Below are 24481 nucleotides of genomic sequence, written 5' to 3'. Positions count from 1 at the left end.
CTTACCTTAGAAAATTAGCAATATGGCGCATAATACGTTGTTCGGCCGGCTCTTTATGCGCGGTAAAATTAAAATTTTTACCGGTAATTCGTTCATAGAGTTGGATATAGCGAGTGGAGAGCTCTATAACCAATTCTTGAGGTGCTTGGGGGAGTTTTTCATCATTGTAAGGGTCTGAATTTTTCGCAAACCATAAACGTAAGAACTCTTTGTCTATGTTTTCAGGTTCTAATCCTGCGGCGATTCGTGTTTGGTAGCTGTCAGCCAACCAGTATCGACTTGAGTCAGGAGTATGAATTTCATCAACGACTCTAATTGTTCCCTCAGCATCACGACCAAATTCGTATTTGGTATCTACTAAAATCAAACCATGATCACGAGCGATTTCAGCACCACGCTGATAGAGTTTAAGTGCTAAGGCACTTACTTCTAACCAATCTTCCTCGCTCATCCATCCTTCAGAAATAATTTCAGCTGGAGAAATAGGGCGGTCATGAATTTTTTCTTTAGTCGTTGGTGTCAAAACAGCTTGTTCCAGTTTTTGGTTCTTTGTTAATCCTTCTGGAAAGCTAATACCACAGTAGTCGCGTATGCCATTTTGATATTGAGTCCACAAAGAAGTGCTTGTTGTGCCGCTAATATATCCTCTCACTACAAACTCAATCGGAAAAACAGTACATTTTTTAGCAATAACCACATTGGGATCGGGAACGGCAATAATATGATTAGGGACAAGATTTTTTGTTTGTTCAAACCACCATGCGCTGGTTAAGTTGAGTACGGCTCCTTTATAAGGAATTAGAGCCAAATGCCTGTCAAAAGCGCTAAGCCTATCTGTTGTCACAAGCATGATGGAATCACCAAGATCATAGGCATCTCTTACTTTCCCTTGATATTTTTCTCCTACAGGCAAGTTTGTTTGGTCAAGGCAAAAAGCCAAAGCTTCTTGAATTTCATCACTATAGTGAGTAGTTGTAGTATTCATGAGCATGTGGGTTCCCAATAATGTGAGTTAACAAAATACGATCAGTAAGCGTCGCTACATCGACTTCATCGCTGGTAAACTGCCATAAAACACCATGATTTATGTTATTGATTTCTGGCGCTGTGTAATGGGTTTTAAGTGTTTGTAAGGTTTGTTTTCCTTTCAAGTCTTCTTGAGGGCGAACGAGATAAGCTGAAGCATTGGGGGCGCGAAACTCGTTTAATAAAATTTCTCGTTCTTTGCGATCAGAATACAAAAGCCCGGTTTTTTTCAATAATTCAAAACTTTCTAGCGAATCACAATCAATTTCCCAATGTTCAAAACGGTGTACTGTGACTGGGAGTCCTAAGCGTCTTAATGTTTTTTGCACGGTTAATGCTTGATTATCAGTAATAATAAGCTTGACTAGACATAGGTAACTATTTGAACCCTTTCTAAAATGATGTAATTTTTGATGTGGTCTTGAAGGGGGGAGGCCTATAATCTGAGATGCCAAGTCATTGGTTTGTACCTTATTTGCATCCAGATAACGCTTATCTTTTATATAATCGCGCATGGAAGTAAAAATGGGGTCTCCATTCACGGTACGCTCAGGGTGTGGCATCATTGCCATCACATTACCTGCCTGGTTTGTAATTGCGGCAATATTGCCAGCAGAGCCATTGGGATTGATGGGGAAATCATCAATAACAGTGCCTTCAGCATTACAATATTGAAAAAGATTTAAGCCTTGCTCTTCGATTTGATTTAATAGAGGGGTTGGCATAAGAAAACGCCCCTGGGCATGTGCGATGGGGAGGTGGATTAAATCAGAGCTTGAAAGATGGCGTGTAAATGCATTATGTTGATGCTTGTCAGACAAGCGCATATGAACCCAAGCATTATAAAAACCGGTTCCTATGATTTTTTGATTCACAATCCGTTTATTTTCGGTAAGAGCCATATGGACATCATGACCCTCAAGCCCGGGCACCAAACCAGATTCAACTAAGATTTGTGCGCCATTGCAAATTCCTAGCACGGGTTTACCTTGTTCGCTTTGGGCTTTGATTTCTTGGATTACAGGATCAAGTGCAGCAATAATTCCGGCCCGAGAACGATCTTCATAAGAAAAACCACCAACAAGGATATAACCATCCAAACGGCGTAATTTTTCTAGAGGTTCATTCCATAGAAATTCAACAGGCTCCATTCCTGCACGTTTTACCGCAAGCGCTGTTTCACGTTCACAATTAGATCCCGGAAATTGGATTAAGCCTATGCGTATCATAAAAGCGTCACCTTTTGCTCTCCCCCTATGACTTGTCCTATTTCATACAGAGGGTAGGATGGAAAATCCCGTAATACTTCGCGAATGGCAGGGAGTGTTTCTGGTGCTATGAAAAGAACTAAACCCGCTCCCATATTAAAAGTGCGGTACATTTGTTCATCATCAAGATGCCCTAATTTGCGTAATAAATTAAATATTGGAAGCTCGGGAATTAATTTTTTGTGGATTTCAACAGCGCAATTTTTAGGTAGAATACGGGGAATGTTCTCGAGTAACCCCCCTCCAGTAATGTGTGCCATGCCCTTAATACGGATGTTTTTTTCCAAAATGCTTAATATAGGGCACGTATAGTTAATATGGGGAGTCAGGAGCTCTTCACCAATAGTGCGGGGAAAATCTTGAAATTGTGACTCTACTTTATAACCAGCAACATCAAACAATAATTTTCTTGCCAGTGAATAACCATTGGTGTGTAAGCCACTTGAAGGAAAGGCCACCACAATGTCCCCTGCATTTATTTCTTTTCCTTCGATTGCTTTATTTTTTTCCACGACTCCAGTGATTACTCCCACTAAATCGTGTTCTCCAGGAAGGTAAGTTCCGGGCATTTCGGCAGTTTCACCGCCCACTAAAGAAATTTGATTTTCATGGCATGCTTTTACCATACCATGAATAATCTGTTCGATAATTTCGGGTCTTAATTTATCATTGGCAATATAATCAAGAAGGGTAAGCGGCTTCGCCCCCAAAACAATAATGTCATTGGCTGTAGCACTCACCAGATCGATGCCGATAGTGTCAAATTTTTGCATCATTTTAGCCACCATCATTTTGGTGCCTACTCCATCAATGCTTTGCACAAGAACAGGGTGCTCATAATGCTGGAGAATGCTTTTAAGGTCATACATGGCCCCAAAGCTGCCGATTCCCGTAAGCACTTGTGGTGAAAAAGTACTTTCTACAGCGTTTTTAATACTGCGAACCGCTTCGTTACCTGCTTCTATATCTACACCTGCAGCTTTATAATCGATAATTGACATTTATATGAGCCTCTCAACTAAACCATTTTTCCAGGCAGTTTTTGCTGCACTAATAGATACATGAACTACGGAATTCATTATCAATGTTGGGGTTGCTGTTGTTTCACCTATTGCTTGAAATGCTATTGAATGATTTTGAAATAGTGCTTCTATTTCGTTTTGATTTTCAGGGGAAATTTCAAGGATAAACCCCCCGCTTTCTGAGAATAGTTTTTTATCGTGAGGCAACTCACCAGGAATAAAAACATCCACCCCAATTTCATTTTTAAAACTCATTTCAGCAAGAGCAACAGCGACTCCCCCCTCGGAAATGTCGTGAGCTGAAAGTATCAACCCTTTTTGCATGGCGAGATGGATGGCGCTAATTTCGTTGGCAAATGAAATAAGATCAGGTTTGGGCAATTGGCTACCGAGGTGATGATGCAATTGGTAATAGACACTGCCCCCGCATTCATCCTTACGTTCCCCAACCATGAGCAGCACAGAATGGGTTTGCTTCAGGTCGTAGGTTATTGCTTTCGAATAGTCACTGAGTGCACCTACACAACTAATAATAGGGCTTGGAGGAATCGCTCCTTGAGCTGATTCATTATAAAGAGATACATTGCCCGAGATAATGGGCAAACAAGCATCATGATCAATCATTTTTACTGCTTTACATGCATCGGTGATGCCTTGTACTGAAGCAACAAACTCCCCCATTTGAAATTCATTCTCTGGATTGCCAAAACAGAGACAATCAGTCAGTGCAAGAGGCCATGCGCCCACTGCAATAATGTTACGGACTGATTCTACAACTGCGTTAACAGCCCCCCAATAAGCATCAATTTTATTGTAACGAGGGTTATGATCAACAGATAATGCAACACCTGTTTGGCGAATTTCTTCAGGATACTTATCTTCATTAAATGGTGCAATCAAACCTGCATCAGCCCATCCTGGTTCAAGAACGGAGCGACCTTGAACTTGCTTATCATAGCTTTCATAAATAGGGGCACGCGAGGCAATGTTTTCATGAGAAAGTAACTGTAATAATTGCTCATTGAAATTATCAATGACAAAAGGTGCTGGTTCTTTATGAGTTGGTTGTTTTATTTGGTAAGGCCTATCGTAGAGTATGCCTTTAGTAATGTCTTTTGCTTGCGCGGATACGATCTCTTTGCCTTGTGATTTAACCACATACAAGCCATCAGTTCTTATTTTTCCTACAACCGTTGCTTGTGCGCCATCACAGATTTCTGGAAGCGCAAAACGTTCGTTGTAATGTTTTAAGAAGGTATCTACAAGTTCTTGAGGAACGACCCACATAAAACGTTCTTGTGTTTCAGAACATAAAATAACCGCGGGAAGCAAATTATCCATGCTGGTAGGGACCAAATCCAGATTAATTTCAGCACCATAATCACTTGCTTCCGCTAATTCAACACTGGCACAAGCAATTCCTCCTGCACCTAAATCTTTAAAACCCACCCGATCAATCAGGTTATTTTCACGTAGAAATTCAAACATGGCATAATTTGCTTTAAGAATATGCCGTTGTAAAAACGCATTAGGTTCTTGTACTGCGCCTTTATTTTGCTCTTGCTGTTCTTCACTGAGGGTCGCTGAAGCAAAAGCCGCACCGCCAAAACCACTATTATCTGTTGGTTTGCCAACTAAGATAAATTGATAGTCTTCTGCGTGAGAGGGTGCATAAGAATGAATAATATGATCCTCGCGTACTACACCTAAAGTGACTACCGTGACCAGGCAATTTTCATTATACGCTTCATCATAATAAGTATCCCCGGCGAGATTAGGAATCCCAAGAGGATTCGCATATCCAGCAATACCCTGAACTACCCCTTGATGAATCCATTTTGTTTTCGCGCGATTAATATCTCCAAAGCGTAAGCTGTCTGCAACAGCAATCACTTCTGCTCCCATGCAACAGACATCACGTACATTACCTCCTACTCCAGTAGCTGCCCCCTCAAAGGGTACAAGTTGAGAGGGATGATTATGTGACTCATGGCTTACAACAATACCGTAACGTCGCTCTTGTTTGTCAGTAGCTACAGCAACAATCCCTGCATCCTCTTTGGGACCTAAGATCACGTGAGGCGCTTGGGTAATGAATTGATTGAGGTGTTTTCGACTGCTTTTATAAGAACAATGTTCCGAACCTTGAATGGACCATAATACGCATTCTGCATAAGTAGGCGGGCGTTTTAATAACGAGTTCTGGATGGTGAGTGCTTCATCAGGAGTTAGGCGCAGGTTAAAACGTTGGAGTAAATGAGCTATTTCATCCAAGGACAATTGAGAAAAATCAAAACAATCCGGTGTTTCTAGCATTTTAAGTAAAGACCATCAGCTAAAACGTCAACGAATTGTAATCGTATTTCTAACAAAAAGCAATAATACTTTTATCATTTAATTGTCAAATTGGTCAAAATTTTTCTGAAAAATAAGATCTATTTCTCCATAAAAATTCAGATGGGTATTTTTTAAACTTAACCTAAATTTATGAATAGAAATAATAAATTTATTAAGAAAAGTTCGTTATTCCTAATAAAGGGTGCAATTGATACTATTGAAACACTTGGCATCACCTGGTAAAACAATAGATGGATTTATAATGGACACTTTGGTTGAAAATAAACAATGTATTTAGATGCTGCGAAGAGGATTTATATTTTCCTATTTTAAAACTTTAAGTGTGTAAGAAGTTTTAATCTTTTAAGGTATAACTGCCTTAGATCACTGCCTCGGATGTAATGGGGTCCCCGTAAGCAGAAATCCCTTTTTATAGGAGCATTGAGTCCTCATCACTACAGTATCTGCTGGCGCGAATACGACTATAAAATTACCTTAAGCCACTGCCAATGGTCTCACCATGGACGCGGTTGCGTTATAGTGAGAATTCTTGGCTCTTTATCTGTTCATGGGGGTGCATGGATTTGTCCCGGTTAAAATTGGGCTGACTCTTCCCATAACTTCGCGACAATCTGAGGGTTTGCTAAAGTCGAAATATCACCTAATTCATCAAGGCTTTGTATTTCTTTTCCTGCAATTTTTCGCAAAATACGTCGCATGATTTTACCTGAGCGCGTTTTAGGTAAATCAAGAGTAAAATGGATAACATCTGGTTTGGCTATAGGGCTTATTTCGTGATTCACTTGTTTGATTAACTCAGCCTTTAAAACATCACTCGCAATGAAACTGTCTCTTAAAATGACAAAAGCATAAATTCCTTGTCCCTTTATCTGATGAGGAATACCAACGACAGCTGCTTCAGCAACGGCGGGATGGCTTACCAACGCACTTTCAATTTCTGCAGTACCTAGGCGATGGCCTGAAACATTAATGACATCATCCACACGGCCGGTGATCCAATAATCTCCATCTTCATCACGCTTCGCGCCATCCCCAGTAATGTAATAGCCATTATGTAAATAGGTAGTACAGTAACGATGGTGATCTCCTGCTATAGTTCTGGCCATAGAAGGCCAAGGATATTTGATAGCCAAGTAACCTGCACCAACCCCAATGATTTCATGGCCATGCTCATTGAGTAACACTGGGACCACTCCCGGAATGGGTTGGCATGCAGCGCCAGGTTTGTTGCTAGGTGCATCTGCTCTGGGGCTAATCATTATCGCCCCGGTTTCGGTTTGCCACCAAGTATCGATTATTGGACATCTCTTTTGACCTACTTTTTGATAATACCATTGCCATGCTTCGGGATTAATGGGCTCTCCTACTGAACCGAGTAAGCGTAACGAACTGCGCCTGCTGGATGCGAGCCAGTTATCTCCTGCACGCATTAAAGCACGTATCGCAGTAGGTGCGGTATAGAAAATATTCACTTGATACTTATCTATGATTTGCCAATTTCTGGAAGGATCCGGCCATGTAGGAATCCCTTCATAGATAAGCGTGGTGATTCCATTGCAAAGAGGGCCGTACACTAAATAGCTATGACCAGTAACCCAGCCCACATCAGCGGTACACCAAAAGATGTCATTATCTTGGCAATTAAAGAGCAGCTGATGGGTATAGGCTGTTTGCACCAGATAACCTGCTGTGGTATGAACTACTCCTTTGGGTTGTCCAGTACTCCCTGAGGTATAAAGGATAAACAAAGGATCTTCGGCATCCATAGGCTCAGGATCGCAATGATCACTTACTTTTTCTTTTAACTCATGCCACCAGTGATCTTTATTTTTATCAAAAGCAACAGGGTCATTACTGGTTTTAATGATAATTCTGGGTAAGGATAAATCCCTGCACGCCTCATCAATATGCTCTTTTAATCCTACTAATTTACCCCCACGGTAAAAGTGGTTTGCAGTAATGATACAGTTGCATTCCGATGCAAGTACGCGTTGTTTTAAAGCTTGGGCAGAAAAACCGGCAAAAATGACGGTGTGTACTGCACCAATTCGAGCACAAGCAAGCATGGCGATTGCCGCTTCGGGAATCATGGGTAAGTAGATAGCGACCTTATCTCCTTTTTTTACATTAAATTGTTTGAGTACATTACTCATGCGACATACTTCAGCATGCAATGTTGCAAAAGTTAATGTCTTGTTTTGGCTTGGATCATCTCCCTCCCAAATAATTGCTGGATGATTTGCTTTATGGGGAAGATGTCTATCCAGACAATTTAAGCTTACATTTAGTGTTCCGCCTTTAAACCACGTCACATCTCCATGGTGCAAGCCACCAGTCAGGACTGTGTCCCAAGGGCGTAGCCAATCCACAGTTTGTTGCGCAATTTCCGACCAGAACTCAGTTAAGGAGTCTTCCGTTTGTGTTAATTGAGGGGTGCGTAAAGGAGCATGCATGTTATACCTCTTTCCCTTGAGCGATTAATTTGATTATGGCTGAAAAATCAGACTCACCAAGACCTTGATCAATAAAATGTTGGTACATTTGAGTAGCTTTCGCACCTAAAGGCGTTTCCAGATTTACTGAGTGCGCCGAATCTTGGCTGAGCAATAAATCTTTAAGCATCATTGTTGCAGCGAACCCTGGTTTATAATCATTGTTAGCGGGGACATTTTCTAAAACTCCCGGAACTGGTGCATATTTAGTCATTGCCCAGCATTGTCCGGAGGAGTTGCTCACTACTTCAAAGAGTTTTTGTGGTGATAATTGTAATTGTTCTGCAAGAACAAACGCTTCTGAGATAGCAATCATTGAGATGCCAAGGATCATATTATTGCATATTTTTGCTGCTTGTCCGCTTCCTGCGCTGCCGGTGTGAATGATTTTTTGTCCCATAGCTGCTAAAAAAGGTTTGGCTGCATGGAATGCGTGTTCCTCGCCACCAACCATAAAGGTTAGAGTAGCTGCTGTTGCCCCGGCTACGCCACCTGAAACCGGTGCATCAACTACTTGGAGAGAGTGTTGGGTTGCTAGATGATGCAGTTCACGTGAACTATTGACATCTATAGTCGAACAATCAATAAATAAAGCGCCTTTTTTAGTTGCCTGGAATAACCCATTATCGTTATGACAAACGCCTAAGACTTGTTGCCCAGTTTGCAGCATGGTAATTAGTACTTCTTTATCATGAGCTAATTCCTGGGTATTCTGAGCGATTAAACCACCAACTTGAGAGAAATGTTGCAGGGCTGTTTGTTGTAAATCATATCCTGTAACTTGGTGTCCTGCTTTAATCAGGTTGATGGCCATAGGTAAGCCCATATGTCCAAGTCCTACAAATCCTATTTTTGCCATTGAATTCTCCATCTTATTAATATGTAGCCTTGTTGAATCGCAGCGAAATTTGGGAAACTGGTTGAGTTTAATAAACCCGGGTTTCACTGTCTTTCATTCAGGCTACCCATTATTTTTGAATCATTTTAATCATGTGTGGGCATAATAAAAGAACTTTCTTTGATCTCACTAATAGGCCATTTACTTGTAACCGTTTTACGTCGTGTGTAAAAATGAATGCTTTCTTGGCCATGCATGTTTGTATCACCAAAGGAAGAATGCTTCCAACCACCAAAGGGATGATTTGCAACTGGGACTGGGATAGGGATGTTTACTCCAACCATACCTACTTGCACACGTTGGCTGTATTCACGAGCGCTAAAGCCATCACGAGTGAAAATTGCAGTTCCATTGCCATACTGATTTCTATTCACTAAGTCTAAAGCCTCCTCAAAACTATTTACTCGAACGATAACGAGAACTGGACCAAAAATTTCATTTTGATAAATAGACATATTTTCATGGACATGATCAAATAAACAAGGCCCCATGAAAAAACCTTGGGGATGATCAGGATGTTGAAATGCTCTCCCATCAATGAGTAATTTAGCTCCTTCATTTATTCCTTGCTCTACAGCAGCCAAGACTTTTTGTCGATGAGCATCGCTAATTAAAGGCCCCATATCTGTTTCAGGACTATCACCGGCATTAATTCGTGTTGCATGAATTTGAGGTGTCATTTTTGCAATAAGTGCGTCAGCAGTATGTGCTCCTACGGCAACAACGACCGAGATGGCCATGCATCGTTCGCCGGCAGAACCATAAGCCGCACCAACAATAGCAGAGGCAGCTTGATCCAAATCTGCATCAGGCATGACCACACAATGATTTTTTGCGCCACCAAAAGTATGAGCACGTTTTCCATAAGATGTGGCTGCAGTATAAATATGCTGGGCTACTGGTGTAGAAGCAACCGCAGTAAACGTGGCAATATCGGGATGAGTGAGCAAATAATCTACCGTTGATTTATCTCCATGGAGGCAATTGGCAACTCCATCAGGCAATCCAGCATCACTTAATAACTCCAGCAAACGAACAGGGGCAGAAGGATCTTGTTCGGAGGGTTTTAAGATGAACGTATTACCACAAGCAATCGCTGGGATAAGCATCCATATTGGAACCATAACTGGAAAATTAAATGGGGAAACACCAGCACAAATACCTAGTGGTTGTCTTAGTGTGTGGCAGTCAATACCCGTAGTCACATCGGCAGAAAAATCTCCTTTCAATTGGTTCACCAGGCCACAATGTAATTCGACTACTTCTATTGCTCGAGCCACAGATCCTTTGGCATCATCCAAAGTTTTCCCATGTTCACGAGTAACAATTCGGGCTAAATCTAATTGATTTTTTTCAAGTAACTCTCTGAACTTAAAAAGAATTCGTGCTCGTTTAATCGCTGGGGTTTGTGCCCAATCTATTCCTGCCTTTTTAGCAGCAGCAATGGCATTGTCGCAAAGAGATTTTGAGGCAAAATAGACTTGGCCGATTACCTCGCCTAAAGCAGGATTATAAATAGAGTGGCATGTCGTATTTGTTTCGTTAAGTAATTGACCATCAATATAATGTTGTACAATGTAGCCCATTAGCAAACTCCTTTTATTATTTTTAGCAATTAAGTTGTTTATTGTAATTGTTTCATGGAATTATTTATACAATAATAGCGAAGAGATTAGGACTAAAATCACCTCATTTTGAATCACTCTATGCTGGAGTAACTTTAAAACTGAGGTAAGCAGTTAAGGAAAATAAGCGATGGGAAAAGGAATTATTGTACGTGTGCCGCATGGCATCGAATTATCATCTGAATTACTGAGTGCCTTAGAAGTTCGCTTTCCAGGTTATGTTCTAGAGACATATTACCAGAAACCTGATTATCACCGTAGTTTTGCACGTCGCGTAGATAGCCTGCACAAAGCGTTTTACTTTCTTATCGACGCTTATCCATTTTCTGCAAAGAACACGCCTTTAACTAAAGAAACTTTAAAAGCGTACGTTGATGAGTGTAAATTAGCCACTAATGAAGCAAAAGGTTCTGTGGATGATTTGCATAAAGAATTGGAGCGATTTACCGCCAAGCTCATTGAGCTTATTGCTTTAAGTTGGGGTTGCTCCGATGTTAAAGAGGCTGTAGAACTGTTGAATGAGGCAGAGCAATATTCGTTGATGCGCGAAGGCCGTTATGATCTGGTTACCTTATTCCCTATGCAGTTGGGTCAAGATGTAGATTATGTTCTTCAGGTAGACGAGTCATTGCCCCCATATTATGATCAATTACTCGATGAGTTAACGTTAATTAAATCTAACAAATATCCGAAAACGCCTGGCTGGTTGCGTGAGCTTGAGGAATATCAACATGCTTATTTTTGTAATTTAGAACAAGGAATTACATCTTATCTTGAAGTGATTCGAGATTTTAATAGTTTTTTACTGAATTGGTCATCCATAAAAAAGAAAGCGCTCAGCTTAAGTACGGATTTGCAGCAAATTGTTAGTGGTTCTCCGCCACTTCCTTCATGGTTTAATGGATTAAGTGTGCATCAACGTGAAATGATGCGAATTTTAGCGGCCGATCCAACCTCATTAGATAAAAAATTAACTCAATTTAAAAAATTTCTCACTGGGGATATTAAGTGGGAGATCTGGGATACAGCGACGCAGATTTCCAGTCTTCCACAGTGGTATTGGGTACTATCTGAACACCAACAGTTTTTCTTGGAGCATGTGCTTAAAGGAGTGGATGACGTAAAAGATGCAGTTTCCTTTTTATCGAGTCGTCATCGTACGCTACCATTGCCTGCAAATTATGCCGCTCACAGTTTGTTAGGGTTGAGTGAAAATGGTCAAATGCGTGAATTATCGGCCAAACGCTATCGTTCCAGCCACATTGCTACTCGAGACGGATTAAATTGGCCTAAAGCGGTACAACAACGGCATAGCGACTCAAATCTGGCTAAGGTAATGGAGTATTCACAACTTGATCAACTTGCGATATTGCAAACATTGATTAGCCCAATACATGCAACAGAATATGTGCCTAACTGGATTACTGATTATTTACCAACTCTGCCTCCTGATTTAGATTTATATAAACTGGCTCGTTCTGCGGTTGAGCGTCGAAAAGAGATTCAATTCGTGCTGCAGAATAATCATCCCTATAATATGGCTAAGCGGCTTTATTATACTCAGGCGTATGATAAAGACAGTCAATCTCTATTAGCTACAGCAAAAAAATATGCTTCTTTTACACCAGGGTTACAAGAGCTCTTGGATCAATACCAATCAGTCCTGGAATCAGCACTAGGCACGGCAACTATTTTTGATTATGCCGGTAGAGAGTTATTTTTGAGCTCTCTTGAACAGTTAATTATCTTGACCATTGGCGGACATTCGTATGGTTCCTGTGTTAGCGGTAAAGATAGAAAAGCTATTGAGCTGATTCATACAGATGCGATGATCTTATATAAGGAGTGCTACGGCAGTTGGCCAGTGTTTGATGAGCTTCCCGATAAGGAAAATCGTATTCGTTTTGTTTCTTTAGTCGCTGATCTGTATATGAGTCGTCATCAGCATGAACATGCAGGGCAAAATGCACCAGGTTCTGAAGGGATAAAAACTCCTGAATGGTATTTACCAGAAGATATTGCAGCGGAAATCAGAAAGCGTTTGGATAGCGAGCGCTCACTTAAAGATGATGACAGGGCAGCAACAGATAATGAAGTAAAGAATATTTTTATCGGGGGTAGTAAAAAACTTAAAGAATATTTACTTCCTGAAAAAAAATTGCTCTGTCGTTTAGTGGCGCGACAATTAGGGGAAAGCAACTGTACGAAACTTTACGATGCCTTACATTCATTGATTAATGAAAGAAATTTATTTACGCCACAAGAACAAAGTTCACGTTGGACGAGTTCATTTTTTTCTTCTGAGAGTAACCCGACTCCTGATGGTATCAAACAGATTCTTGAATTAATGCTGAGCCCTTCATCAGGTAAAGATAATATCATCCGCATTGAAAAAATATTGCAGATTGTCTCAGAACGGCCTGAAAGTGATGGAAGTCGGACTGAAGCAACCAATTCAGTTTACGGACGCTTACGTTCATTTTTAAATTGCAGTGAAACAGGCACTACTTTTTCCGAGTTTGTTTCAACAACCGTAGATGAGTGGACTAAATTATTTGAAGAATCTAAACGAGCACATGTTAAAGAGCTTGAGCCTCATAGATGATAATAGCCTGGATTTTTATAATCCAGGGTATTGTTTCCGGTTATAATAAATGTTCAAGCCCATAGTGCAAGGTAGTCAATCCTAACACTTTTTGACAACACAGGACGATACCAGGCATAAAAGAACGACGATCAATGCAATCATCAGTAATGGTTAATGTTTCGCCTATACTACCAAAAATAACCTGTTGTCGTGCAATTACGCCGGGGATACGTAGGGAATGGATGTTTACATCATAGTGAGACCCGCCACGTGCGCCAGGGATTAATTCTTTGAGATTTAATTTATTTCTAGGTTTTTTTCGCGCTCCAGCGATCATTTCTGCGGTTTTTAACGCAGTCCCCGAGGGAGCATCCAGTTTTTGTTGATGATGTGCTTCGATAATTTCTACTTCCGGAAAATATTCTGCCGCTTTGGCTGCGAAGATCATCATTAAAACGGCGCTAATTGAGAAATTAGGAGCGATAATTCCACCAATATGACGGCTTTCACAAAGTGTGGTTAACTCCTTAATTTGATTGGGAAGCAGGCCTGATGTTCCAATCACAGGGTGTGCTTTATGATTAATGATAGTAAGACAATTTTGGTAAACGCAATCTGCACGAGTTAAGTCAACAACTATCTGTGCATGGGTATCTTTAATGGCTTGAGCTAAATTATCCTCTCTACCCAGTTCTGCCACTAACTCGAATTCATCGTGATTGTTCAGTGTCTCACAAGCAAGAGAACCCATTTTACCTTTGGCCCCATTAACAATAACACGAGTTAACATAATACCCCTTAATGAAGTCTATCGTTTGATTTTTTTGTTTTTCTTGTATTTCTCATTACCATAGTGGGTGTTCCATGCCCATACTGTCGCAAAAGGCCAGCCAATAATCGTAACTTGCATGATTAATGAAATGACGGCACCGCCAGGATTATCATCCGAAAGAAGTAGAAGCCATGGAAAGAACGTTGCAAGAAATAATATAAACAATTTTTTAAAGAAATCCATCATTTGCTCCACAAATTTCGTTATAAAAGTTGATCAATCGACAATTTATTAACGAGCTGTTATTTAAATAATAAGTTAATTTCAAGCAATCTTGAATAATACAATTTTAGTCTAATTATAGGTCTAACATTCACTTTTTTTCTACTTGGATGATTTCCTTTTTATCTCGTACTATGAAGCATCACAGAAGACTTGCAAACAATCAATAAACATTGTACATTGTGCGCTCATTTTTAATATGAATGATTTTACTTCAGATATGACAATCAATGTCTAACCAAGGGTACACTTATGAGAAAACAGGAGCTGCACCCACGCACCGCTGTTATTAATAAAACTCAAAAAAATAAGTCTAAAAAAGCGCGAACAGATGCTTTGTTATGGCTAGCTGCACATTTTCCTGCAGCATTTGATAATTCATTACGAATTCGCCCATTAAAAATAGGTATTATGGATGATATTTTGCTTCATGCAGAAAAAGCTGCGGAAGTTGGTATTTCCAAAAGCAAATTAAGAGAGGCTGTGGTGTTATTTACTCGCCGCCTTGATTATTTAGCTTGCCTCAAGCTTCGAGAAATGCGAATTGATTTGCAAGGCAATGATGTGGGTGAGGTGAGTGCTGAAGAAGCTGAATATGCGGCTGCCAAGATTAAAAAACGTGTTGAAAAAAGTGCTCGTAATGCACGTAAAATTCTCGCAGAAAAAACTGTAAATCCTGCTAATCCTAATCCTCAAGGCATGAGTTATCACTCAAAAATAACGAATCAGTCATCAAATACAACAGAGGATCATTTTCCAATTTATCCAACACGATCTAGTTACAATGCGCTGAATGCAACGACACAACCTGTTCGAACTACTGCTGTAGTGGTAAAGCATAAATCGGCAAAACAATATGATCCTGATGCTGTCGCTCGTTTGAAAGAGAAATTAGGATTGTCTAGGAATTCCGAAGAGAAAAAAGAAATTATTGAAGAGTAAGTTATCTCTAATTAGATAATAATTTAGTTTCACTATGCATGCTTATTTATATGGCACATAATAAAGCTAATTTTGGCCTAAAACTTATTTTAGGACAGTCACTTTAGCATGGGTGAAATGCGTTAAGTTTAGAAAAAGTTGGCTTAGAGTTTTGCATTTGATGCCTCACTTATTAAGTGAGGCTATTCGCTGATAGAAGTTCGGTTTATGAAGTATAAGCATGGCTAAAGGTTTTTTCTGTAGCTTCTGTTTTAGGTGCCAGTTTGAAAAAACGACAAGAGCTGGGTGACTGTTGAGATTTTTCCACGGAACCATTCTTGTTCTTTTCTACAGAATCTGATGATATTGTTTTTGGCTCTGAGTTTTCTTTATCTTCGGTTCTTACTGAGTGATGCTCAAGGTCACTCTGCGTTTTCCATTGTTGTAATACTTTATTCATTCCCAATTGATTTAGGAACTTATGTTGTTGTGTTGTAAATGATAGTTGTTGAGGATCTTTTACGTATTGCTGTAATAGTTCGAAGCATTTATTAACGTAATCATGCTCCTGGGTGCTAATAAACTCGTCCAGCTCACTGTTCTTAATTTTCGCCAATTGTGCCAAAACGACAATAAGCATCATGAATTGAGTAGCATGAGGCTGTGTGGCACGTGAGTTGCTTGCATTGATCACCTGTCGGGTTAATGGGCAAATAACTTCGTCTTTAGTTAAATCTTCGCCACTATCATCACGTAATTTTTTTCGATGCGATTCCAGTTCTACTGCTTGTTGGATAATTAATTCTTCCAGATATTGAGGCAGTAACTTAAATCCAGATGTCTTATCAGATGATTGTAAAATTTTCCAATACTCATCAACCAACGGTGCTACATTGTTGTCACCAATTTGTTTCAGTCTGTTGATGATAGTCATTGCCGCTTCTTCATTTTGTTTGGCCACCATGTGTGCCATTATTAAGCCGCCATTTATGGCATTACAAATCATGCGAATTTGAGCTTTGTCTTTACCATCCTCTACGAGAAATCTTAAAATATTCTTTAGTTCGGCTTCATAAGGCTTATCTGTATTGCTGTTTTGAACAACTAAAGCAATCTCACTTTTGTCTTGTGGTGCTTTGGCGATGTATTGACGGCTTTCTTCCATTTGCTTTGACATTTCTTGCAAGCTATTGGCTGACATCAATCTTAATTGCTCAAATTGTCGATAAGAAACAAAAACAGGATCATCAGGAATCATAAGAGAGGCCGGATCAACAAGATGATTCACAAAATCCTCAATTTGAGCACTAAAACTCGACAAATCGATATTTTCCAGCCATTTATACATACTAATCTCCAATATCATTAAACAAACATTTATTTTTAAATCAGATTCCTATATCTACAATTCGCTTGGTTGGTTTGCCCGTTTCGTTCCATCGAAAATAGGTATTTATCTCTTTGCTATAAAACTCTAACCATCGGTTGGTTGGAGATATTTTTTTCTGGAGTAGGCTCAGTGTTATTACTTTTATTGAAAAAACCTAGTTTAATTTGAAAATTGACCAACGATTCGGCTTTGGTGTCCTTATTTTCTAAATTAAAATCATTAGTAATTTCTTCGACTAAAGTTTTTAAGTAGAGGTTATTAGGAATTGCCAGGTTATATTGCTCCATGCGTGATTTAAAATAAGCTTGTAAGTCTTCCTTGTAAAGACCAAACTGTCTGGGGAGGATATTCATTTTTAACAGTTTAAGCATGGTTTCAATTTCAAAAACATAAGCATTCGCTTCATTATTTTTTAGCTTGCCATAGACGTTAAATGCATGACCTGCTTCATGAACGAGCATCCCGATAATATCAATATTCCTTCTTTTCGGTTCAATCAAATAGGCATGGCTAATAGCAATTGTTATATTAGGAACCCAATCCTCATGAAATTGTTTCAATTTTTTATAAGTAACTTCAGTTACAAAAATTGCAGGGTTACCTTTTGCACCTATAAATGAATTTGGTTTAGGGAAGTTAATTTGGAGTTGGGGAATAATGGCGTAAGTGCCATTTCTTAAACCTTCAAATCCAAGTATTTGACAATACAGTAATATCCTTTTCATTTCTTCGTCACTCATACTCCCTCCTAAATTTATCTATAAGATCACCATCAAAAAATCAATTTATACATTTTGAAATCACATTAATCATGAAAATAACTTGAAGTTTATTTATATGTCAATACATATTGATCATTAATTATTCTCAGTAGAGAAAATAAATCGCAACAGCTGTTAAATTGGCTTGGTTGTATTGTTAATGGGGGGAGTGGGGTGTTAAGGACAAGAGGGTGATGCTTATTGTCATTATCTGTAAGGTTATGCGTCTTTTGGTGAGTGTATCTCAGGATTTGTAACTGCTTACAAGGTATGATATTTTTGAGGTCAGCATAAAAAACAATTAAATCAGGATTTTTCGTGGAATCCAGAGATTGGCTGCATCCCTAGATCCCACTGACAAACCGCAAGACTTATTTAGACGAGCCTTCGCCGGCTATGTTAACATTGCCAAAAGTGCCGCCTGATAATGCTTCAATTTTTACCGTTTTTTGTTTGTTAAGACCGAAGCTATTCACCATGGATAATGCAAAACTTGCTTGTTGGTCGGGTAGTGTACCTTGATGACGAGTGCAGTTCACAATAACTATGCTAGCAATTGGTGCCCCAGTATCGTTATAGGTACAAGAGTAAGTCGCCTCACCTGTAGATAATGTAGTAGATAGGTCCGCAGTAACAATATTTGCAAGACCATTTGCTGTTATATGGCCATTTCCATCAGCATAAAATACCCCGACTTCTGTTAATCTACCAGCCCCAAATACAGTGCTATTGAATTCACCAGCGACTTGATATGCAAAACTGCCTTTAAATACGCCTAACAGGCTTGCTTCTTCAGCAAAAGAGGGCATTGATATTATCGGTAAAGAGGTTAACAAAAGTCCGGTTAATAATTTTTTCATTAATTTCTCCATAAATTATTCTAGATTATCGAGCTTTATGTAATACATAAAAATCCATAGCTCGTGGTTAGTTTAGCATGGTCAAGTATATTTACAAATAGGGTGCTCTACCTTGAAAAAGGTCTCTAAGTGTATGTATGAATTGACAAATTTATTTTTGACGTTACAGGAGGGGTGTTTTCAAAATTGGAGCGGGTGATGGGAATCGAACCCACGCTATCAGCTTGGGAAGCTGAAGTTCTACCATTGAACTACACCCGCAACATAAATGATAACCTTAATAGAGAGCAGTTATTTCATGCAAAGCAAACTTATTATAATCTATAGTTGAATAATCTCCATGCTATTTGTTCCCCCGGCTGAACCAATTATTCGACCTCGTGTTAATAAGATAAACCCTTTTTTCTCAAGATGTCCACGCCTAATTAACTCATCGAGAACTTGTTGATTCAACGTTTCGGATGAGAACTGATGATAATTCATGAACACAGGAAAAACATTATGTGCAAGACACAATCGGCCTATGGTGCGCTTATTAGCAGAAACAGCAACAATAGGAACAGTGCTTTGTTGTCTTGATATCCATAATGCGGTGTCACCTGATTCGGTTAGGGTGATAATGGCCTGGATAGGAAAGTGATTTGCGGCATGCATTGTGGCCATCGCTATTGCTTGATCCGCACGTTTGGAATGGCAAGACTCTTCATTATTATGGTAATAAAAACTGGCATGTTTTTCTGCGCTTAAACAGATTTTATTGACCATGGATATTACTTTGATTGGAAATTGGCCACTAGCGGTTTCTGCAGATAACATGACCGCATCGGTCCCGTCCAGTATGGCATTGGCAACATCGGAAACTTCTGCGCGAGTAGGTTGCGGGGTGTTAATCATTGACTCCATCATTTGAGTTGCAGTAATCACCACTTTATCCAAACGGCGTGATTCTCCAATAATATGCTTTTGAATGGCAGGTACTTCAGCTGCACCTACTTCAACGCCTAAATCTCCCCGTGCTACCATAATTGCATCCGCTTCTTGAATAATTTCTGTTAAATAGTCTAAAGCCTCAGTACGTTCGATCTTTGCAATAATGGGTATTTTTTTTCCAAATTCATTCATAAGTGCACGAGTATGCCTTATATCTTGTGCATCTTTTACAAAAGATAGGCTAATGTAATCCACCTCTGCTTCTATAGCCGTGCGTAAATCGCGTTTGTCTTTATCGGTCATCGTCCTTGCTGCTAATCCTCCGCCTTTTCTATTTAGGCCTTTTAGATCGCTTAATGTTCCTCCTTCAATAACGATGCAGTGAATTTTAGAATCAGTAATGGTCGTTACTTCCAATTCAACCAAGCCATCATTAAGCAGGAGATGATCGCCAAGAGTCAACTCACGAGATAGATTTGGATACGCGATAGAGACTTCATTAGTATCGCCTAATAGATCGGGGGTATTGCAATCCAAAGTAAAACTTTGGCCTTCAACCAAAGTAATTGATTTATTCTTGAAACGTCCGATACGGATTTTAGGTCCTTGTAAATCAGCCATTACTGCTAACGGGTGATTTAATTCTTCACTTATTTGCCGAACTAGGGCAATAAGTTGTAAGGCAGATTCATCTGCATGAGAAAAATTAATTCGGACTACATCAACACCAGCGATTAGCATGGCGCGAAGTTTCTCTGGCGCACTACTTGAAGGCCCCAGAGTAGCAACAATTTTAGTTTGGCGTAGCATCTTTAGCGCGCTCCTGCAATATGGCAACCGCTGGCAAAGTTTTTCCTTCCAAACACTCCAGAAATGCCCCACCTCCAGTGGAAATATATGAAATCTGCTGATTGAGATCATAGAGATCAATAGCCGCTAATGTATCACCCCCACCAGCAATGGAAAATGCATCACTTTCAGCAATCGCAATTGCTAAAGCCCGAGTACCATAGGCAAATTGAGCAAACTCGAACACGCCTACTGGTCCATTCCAAATAATGGTTTTGGCTTCATTGATGATATCAACGTAGTCACTTACAGTCATGGGTCCAATATCGAGAATCATGTCATCAGATGCGACATTTTGCAGTGATTTGTTATAAGCAGGGCAAAGTTCATTAAACGATTTGCCTACTACAACATCAGTGGGTAAGGGTATATGACAACCTTTTGCTTTGGCTAATTGGAGGATTTCGCGTGCTTCATCCAGTAAATTCTCTTCATAAAGAGAAACGCCTATTTCAAATCCTTGTGCTTTGAGAAATGTATTTGCTATTCCTCCACCAGGAATTAAATAGTCAACTAGATTTACTAATTGTCTTAATAAACTGAGTTTGGACGAAACTTTAGCACCACCTACGATAGCAACAATAGGTTTTTTGGGCGCTTCAAGTGCTTTATCTATGGCGTGCAGCTCTCTCACCAGCAATGGGCCTGCAACCGCAATCGGTGCATACTGAGCAACTCCATACGTGGAGGCTTGAGCACGATGTGCGGTTCCAAAAGCATCCATCACAAAGATGTCACATAGTTCGGCAAGTTTTTTAGCCAATTGCTCATCATTGCTTTTTTCACCAACATTAAAGCGTACGTTTTCACAGACAACCAATTCACCTGGTTTTACATCGAGACCATTGAGGTAATTACTTTCGAAACGAACGGGATAATTTAAGTGTTCACTTAAGTATTCCGCTATAGGCTGCATGGAAAAGCGTCTTTCAAATTTTCCTTCTTCAGGACGACCTAAATGAGACAAAACCATGACTGCAGCGCCAGCAGCTAAAGCAGTTTCCAAAGTAGGTAGAGCGGCTTGTAATCGCTGGTCACTGGTAATAATCCCTTCTTTAATAGGGACATTTAGATCCTCACGAATTAGCACCCGTTTTCCTGACAGGTCTATATCGCTCATTTGTATCAGGTTCATCAGTTATCTCCAAATCGGGGTTAGCAACTCATCATTTGCTGTGCTGTATCAAGCATACGATTAGAGAAGCCCCATTCGTTATCATACCAAGCGACTATTTTCACTAGATTCCCAAATACTTTAGTTTGGGTCGTATCAAAAATAGCAGAGGCTGGATTATGGTTAAAATCGCATGATACTAAAGGATCATCGTTGATTTGCAAAATACGGCTTTTCGCTTGTCGAACAATATCATTAACTTCTTTTGCGGTTGTTTCACGTTTTGCTGTAAAGGTTAAATCAATCACTGAAACATTTATCACTGGAACACGCATAGCAAAACCATCAAGTTTCCCGGCGAGTTCAGGTAATACTAATCCTACAGCGGCGGCAGCACCGGTTTTTGTCGGAATAATTGAGTGGGCTGCGGCACGGGCACGGCGCAAGTCTTCATGGCTTCCGTCTAAAAGCATTTGATCGTTGGTATAGGCATGAACTGTATTTAATAATCCGTACTCGATTCCTAAAGCATCATTTAAAGGCTTAACCACTGGCGCCAAACAATTGGTAGTGCAAGACGCATTGGAAACAATGAGATCAGATGATTTAAGTGATTGGTGGTTTACTCCGTATACTATTGTCGCATCGACATTTTTCCCGGGAGCAGAAATTAATACTTTTTTCGCACCCGCATCAATATGTTGCATTGCCTTTTCACGTTCCGTAAAGAAACCAGTACATTCCAGAACTAAATCAATATTGAGTTCCTTCCAAGGAAGATTCGCAGGGTTGCGTTCTGCGATAATTTTAATCGCATGTCCATCGATAATTAACATGTCTCCTTCAACGCTTACATCTGCAGGAAAGCGTCCGTGTGTCGTGTCATAGCGTGTTAGATGGGCGGTAACATCAATCGCTGATAAATCATTGATGGCTACGATTTCAAATTCGTTTTGTTTTTTGGATTCAAAAATTGCTCTTAAAACACAACGACCAATGCGGCCATAGCCATTAATCGCAACACGTATTGTCATATTACTTCTCCAATATTTTAGTAATAACTAGTTACTTTTATTCCAAGAGGTTTATTGTCGCTGGAGTATTAAAGCCTCACTTTGACGTTAGAGAACAACACATCCAAGAAGAGGCTTTATCTTTTACTCTGACTGCAATAATGTATTTAAAGTTTTAACTATTTGCTCCACAGTAATCTCCAGGAATTGATATGCTTGGGCTGCTGGAGCAGATACACCAAAACGATCTAAGCCTATTACTGTGCCGTCTAAACCAACAAATTGATACCAATAGGCAGAGCTGGCTGCTTCAATTGCTATGCGTATGCGGGTATTTGGTGGCAATACCTTATTTTTATAATTTTGGTCTTGCTCCAGGAATCGATCTGCACAAGGCATAGAAATGACTCGCACTTTCAATCCTTGTTTTTGCACTTGTTCAGCAGCAGCAAGCGCCAACTGTACTTCTGATCCTGTTGCGATCAGTAGCGCCTCGGGAGTACCATCACAATCTTTGATGATATAGCCACCTTTTTTAATCAATTCAGCTGCTGATTCACCATGCGGTAATGCCGGTAAGTTCTGTCTTGAAAGCAGTAAAGACGTTGGCCCATTATGATGCTCCAAAGCAGATTGCCATGCAACAGCAGTTTCCATTAAATCCGCAGGTCGCCATACACTCATTCCAGGGGTCATTCGAAGCATGGATGCATGCTCAACTGGCTGATGTGTCGGACCATCTTCACCTAACCCAATAGAATCATGTGTAAAGATATAAATGACGCGCTGTTTCATCAAGGCACTTAAACGTACGGCATTTCGTGCGTAATCTGCGAAGACTAAGAATGTTCCACCATAAGGAATAAATCCCCCATGCACTGCTATGCCATTCATAATCGCTGCCATAGCGAACTCACGAACTCCATAATAGAGATAATTACCCGAGTAATCCTGGGCACGAATTGCTTTACTCCCTGACCAGTCTGTATTATTCGAGCCGGTTAAATCTGCTGAACCACCGAGCATCTCCGGTAATAAACGTGCAAAATATTCGATACATTGTTGCGATGCTTTACGTGTTGCAATCGCTTTCTCATTATTGCGGCATTGTTCAAAAAATGTATGGCTCTGGTTTTGCCAGTCATCAGGAAGATCTCCATTGATACGGCGTAAAAACTCAGCATGCTCTTGAGGATAATGGTGCTGGTATTGATTCAGAAGCATTAACCACTGTTGTTCGTCTTTTTGTCCTTGTTCTGCATGGTTCCATTGCCGATAAATGGGATCAGGAATAACAAAAGACTCATGTTTCCAGTTAAAAAATTCGCGGACATTGGCAACATCTTTTGCACCTAGTGCTGAACCATGGGCTTTCTCACTTCCAGCGACGGAAGAGCCTAATCCAATTACTGTATTGCAAATAATCAATGTAGGCTGTGTTGTATTTGCTTGAGCTTTAAGGATTGCTTGTTCAATCTCATGCATATCATGGCCGTTTACTGCTTCAATGACTTGCCAATGATACGCTTTAAAACGTGTTGCGGTATCGTCAGTAAACCAAGAGTCGATTTTACCGTCGATAGAAATACCATTGTTGTCGTAAAAAACGATCAGTTTTCCTAAGCCTAAAGTACCTGCCAACGAACATGCTTCATGTGAAATACCTTCCATTAAGCAGCCATCGCCAACAAATGTATAGGTATAGTGATCAACGAGATTAAAATTATCCTGATTAAAGTGCGTTGCTAAAACACGCTCGGCTAAAGCCATACCCACTGCATTTGCTAGTCCTTGCCCTAAGGGCCCTGTAGTCGTTTCTACCCCTGGTGTATGACCATACTCCGGGTGTCCTGGTGTTTTTGAGTTTAATTGACGAAAATCTTTCAGATCGTCCAGAGACAGATTATAACCCGTGAGATGAAGTAATGAATAAAGAAGCATGGAGCCATGTCCATTGGATAATACAAAACGATCACGATTAAACCAATGAGGATTTTGTGGATTGTGTTTTAAAAACTTCTTCCATAAAACTGTAGCGATATCTGCCATACCTAGTGGCATTCCTGGATGGCCTGACTGAGCTTGTTCTACTGCGTCCACACTTAAAATGCGAATGGCGTTAGCTAATTCTTTGCAAAGATTCATGGGATCTCTTGTCTGTAACTTGGGAGCATTATTGTCGCTCAGAAGACACAAATCAGCAAGAATACAAGTTCTTTTTTAACCATTATTTTGCAAAAAGACTTTATTTTGAGCGATTATTCTGTTTGGTGAGTATGTTTATGGGGTATCTGCGAAATAAGGTCGTGTTTT

The 24481-nt window shown here is 40.0% G+C and carries 18 protein-coding genes and 1 tRNA gene; 2 read left to right on the top strand and 17 right to left on the bottom strand.

Annotated features, from left to right (window positions below; genetic code table 11):
* Position 1 precedes the first annotated feature (1 nt).
* From EL220_RS16810 to EL220_RS16780, 7 genes are all read right to left on the bottom strand, one after another.
* Positions 2-991 carry a phosphoribosylaminoimidazolesuccinocarboxamide synthase gene (locus tag EL220_RS16810; RefSeq protein WP_035905883.1) on the bottom strand — a complete coding sequence of 330 codons (990 nt, stop codon included), beginning with the start codon at positions 989-991 and terminating at the stop codon, positions 2-4.
* Positions 960-2255: a phosphoribosylformylglycinamidine synthase I gene (gene purQ / locus EL220_RS16805; protein WP_035905885.1), complete on the bottom strand. Its 1296-nt coding sequence runs from the start codon at positions 2253-2255 to the stop codon at positions 960-962. The genes EL220_RS16810 and purQ overlap by 32 nt, the downstream gene beginning before the upstream one ends.
* Positions 2252-3295, bottom strand: coding sequence for a phosphoribosylformylglycinamidine cyclo-ligase (purM, locus tag EL220_RS16800; RefSeq protein ID WP_027270556.1), 1044 nt, complete (start codon positions 3293-3295; stop codon positions 2252-2254). The genes purQ and purM overlap by 4 nt, the downstream gene beginning before the upstream one ends.
* Positions 3296-5632, bottom strand: a complete 2337-nt coding sequence (gene purL / locus EL220_RS16795; RefSeq protein WP_027270557.1) for a phosphoribosylformylglycinamidine synthase subunit PurL — start codon at positions 5630-5632, stop codon at positions 3296-3298.
* A 614-nt stretch (positions 5633-6246) separates the two neighbouring features.
* Positions 6247-8127 (bottom strand): acetate--CoA ligase, encoded by a 1881-nt coding sequence (gene acs / locus EL220_RS16790; protein ID WP_027270558.1) that lies wholly within the window; start codon positions 8125-8127, stop codon positions 6247-6249.
* Position 8128: 1 nt separating this feature from the next.
* Entirely contained in the window at positions 8129-9025 is an 897-nt protein-coding gene (gene mmsB / locus EL220_RS16785) for a 3-hydroxyisobutyrate dehydrogenase (RefSeq protein ID WP_027270559.1), read from the bottom strand.
* A gap of 125 nt (positions 9026-9150) precedes the next feature.
* Positions 9151-10650, bottom strand: a complete 1500-nt coding sequence (locus EL220_RS16780; RefSeq protein ID WP_027270560.1) for a CoA-acylating methylmalonate-semialdehyde dehydrogenase — start codon at positions 10648-10650, stop codon at positions 9151-9153.
* Positions 10651-10819: 169 nt separating this feature from the next.
* On the opposite strand from EL220_RS16780, the gene EL220_RS16775 reads away from it, so the two are divergent.
* The gene (locus tag EL220_RS16775; protein ID WP_027270561.1) at positions 10820-13294 is read left to right on the top strand and encodes a hypothetical protein; all 2475 of its coding nucleotides are present in this window, start codon (positions 10820-10822) and stop codon (positions 13292-13294) included.
* A gap of 40 nt (positions 13295-13334) precedes the next feature.
* Here the strand turns inward: EL220_RS16775 and dapB are convergent, their stop codons facing one another.
* Both dapB and EL220_RS16765 read right to left on the bottom strand, forming a co-directional pair.
* Positions 13335-14066 carry a 4-hydroxy-tetrahydrodipicolinate reductase gene (gene dapB / locus EL220_RS16770; RefSeq protein WP_027270562.1) on the bottom strand — a complete coding sequence of 244 codons (732 nt, stop codon included), beginning with the start codon at positions 14064-14066 and terminating at the stop codon, positions 13335-13337.
* Between the two features lie 18 nt (positions 14067-14084).
* Positions 14085-14291 carry a hypothetical protein gene (locus EL220_RS16765; protein ID WP_035905888.1) on the bottom strand — a complete coding sequence of 69 codons (207 nt, stop codon included), beginning with the start codon at positions 14289-14291 and terminating at the stop codon, positions 14085-14087.
* Positions 14292-14582: 291 nt separating this feature from the next.
* Here EL220_RS16765 and EL220_RS16760 point away from each other — a divergent pair, with 291 nt between their 5' ends.
* The gene (locus EL220_RS16760) at positions 14583-15272 is read left to right on the top strand and encodes a ProQ/FinO family protein (protein ID WP_027270564.1); all 690 of its coding nucleotides are present in this window, start codon (positions 14583-14585) and stop codon (positions 15270-15272) included.
* 205 nt (positions 15273-15477) lie between these two features.
* Here EL220_RS16760 and EL220_RS16755 read toward each other — a convergent pair whose 3' ends face one another.
* The 8 genes from EL220_RS16755 to tkt form a co-directional block, all read right to left on the bottom strand.
* Positions 15478-16599, bottom strand: a complete 1122-nt coding sequence (locus tag EL220_RS16755; RefSeq protein ID WP_027270565.1) for a hypothetical protein — start codon at positions 16597-16599, stop codon at positions 15478-15480.
* A gap of 116 nt (positions 16600-16715) precedes the next feature.
* Positions 16716-17381 carry a hypothetical protein gene (locus EL220_RS16750; RefSeq protein ID WP_027270566.1) on the bottom strand — a complete coding sequence of 222 codons (666 nt, stop codon included), beginning with the start codon at positions 17379-17381 and terminating at the stop codon, positions 16716-16718.
* A 392-nt stretch (positions 17382-17773) separates the two neighbouring features.
* A complete protein-coding gene (locus tag EL220_RS16745; protein WP_027270567.1) occupies positions 17774-18262 on the bottom strand; it encodes a hypothetical protein in 489 nt (162 codons plus the stop codon).
* A 187-nt stretch (positions 18263-18449) separates the two neighbouring features.
* Positions 18450-18523: transfer RNA gene (locus EL220_RS16740), tRNA-Gly, on the bottom strand.
* Between the two features lie 60 nt (positions 18524-18583).
* Positions 18584-20002 (bottom strand): pyruvate kinase, encoded by a 1419-nt coding sequence (gene pyk, locus EL220_RS16735; protein WP_027270568.1) that lies wholly within the window; start codon positions 20000-20002, stop codon positions 18584-18586.
* On the bottom strand, positions 19986-21176 hold the full coding sequence (locus EL220_RS16730) for a phosphoglycerate kinase (RefSeq protein WP_027270569.1): 1191 nt from the start codon (positions 21174-21176) through the stop codon (positions 19986-19988). The genes pyk and EL220_RS16730 overlap by 17 nt, the downstream gene beginning before the upstream one ends.
* 20 nt (positions 21177-21196) lie before the next feature.
* Entirely contained in the window at positions 21197-22189 is a 993-nt protein-coding gene (gene gap / locus EL220_RS16725; protein ID WP_027270570.1) for a type I glyceraldehyde-3-phosphate dehydrogenase, read from the bottom strand.
* A 123-nt stretch (positions 22190-22312) separates the two neighbouring features.
* A complete protein-coding gene (gene tkt, locus EL220_RS16720; protein WP_027270571.1) occupies positions 22313-24313 on the bottom strand; it encodes a transketolase in 2001 nt (666 codons plus the stop codon).
* Between the last annotated feature and the right edge of the window lie 168 nt (positions 24314-24481).

This window comes from Legionella sainthelensi, assembly GCF_900637685.1.
Classification (GTDB): Bacteria; Pseudomonadota; Gammaproteobacteria; order Legionellales; family Legionellaceae; genus Legionella; species Legionella sainthelensi.
This window is presented reverse-complemented; position numbering and strand designations above follow the sequence as displayed.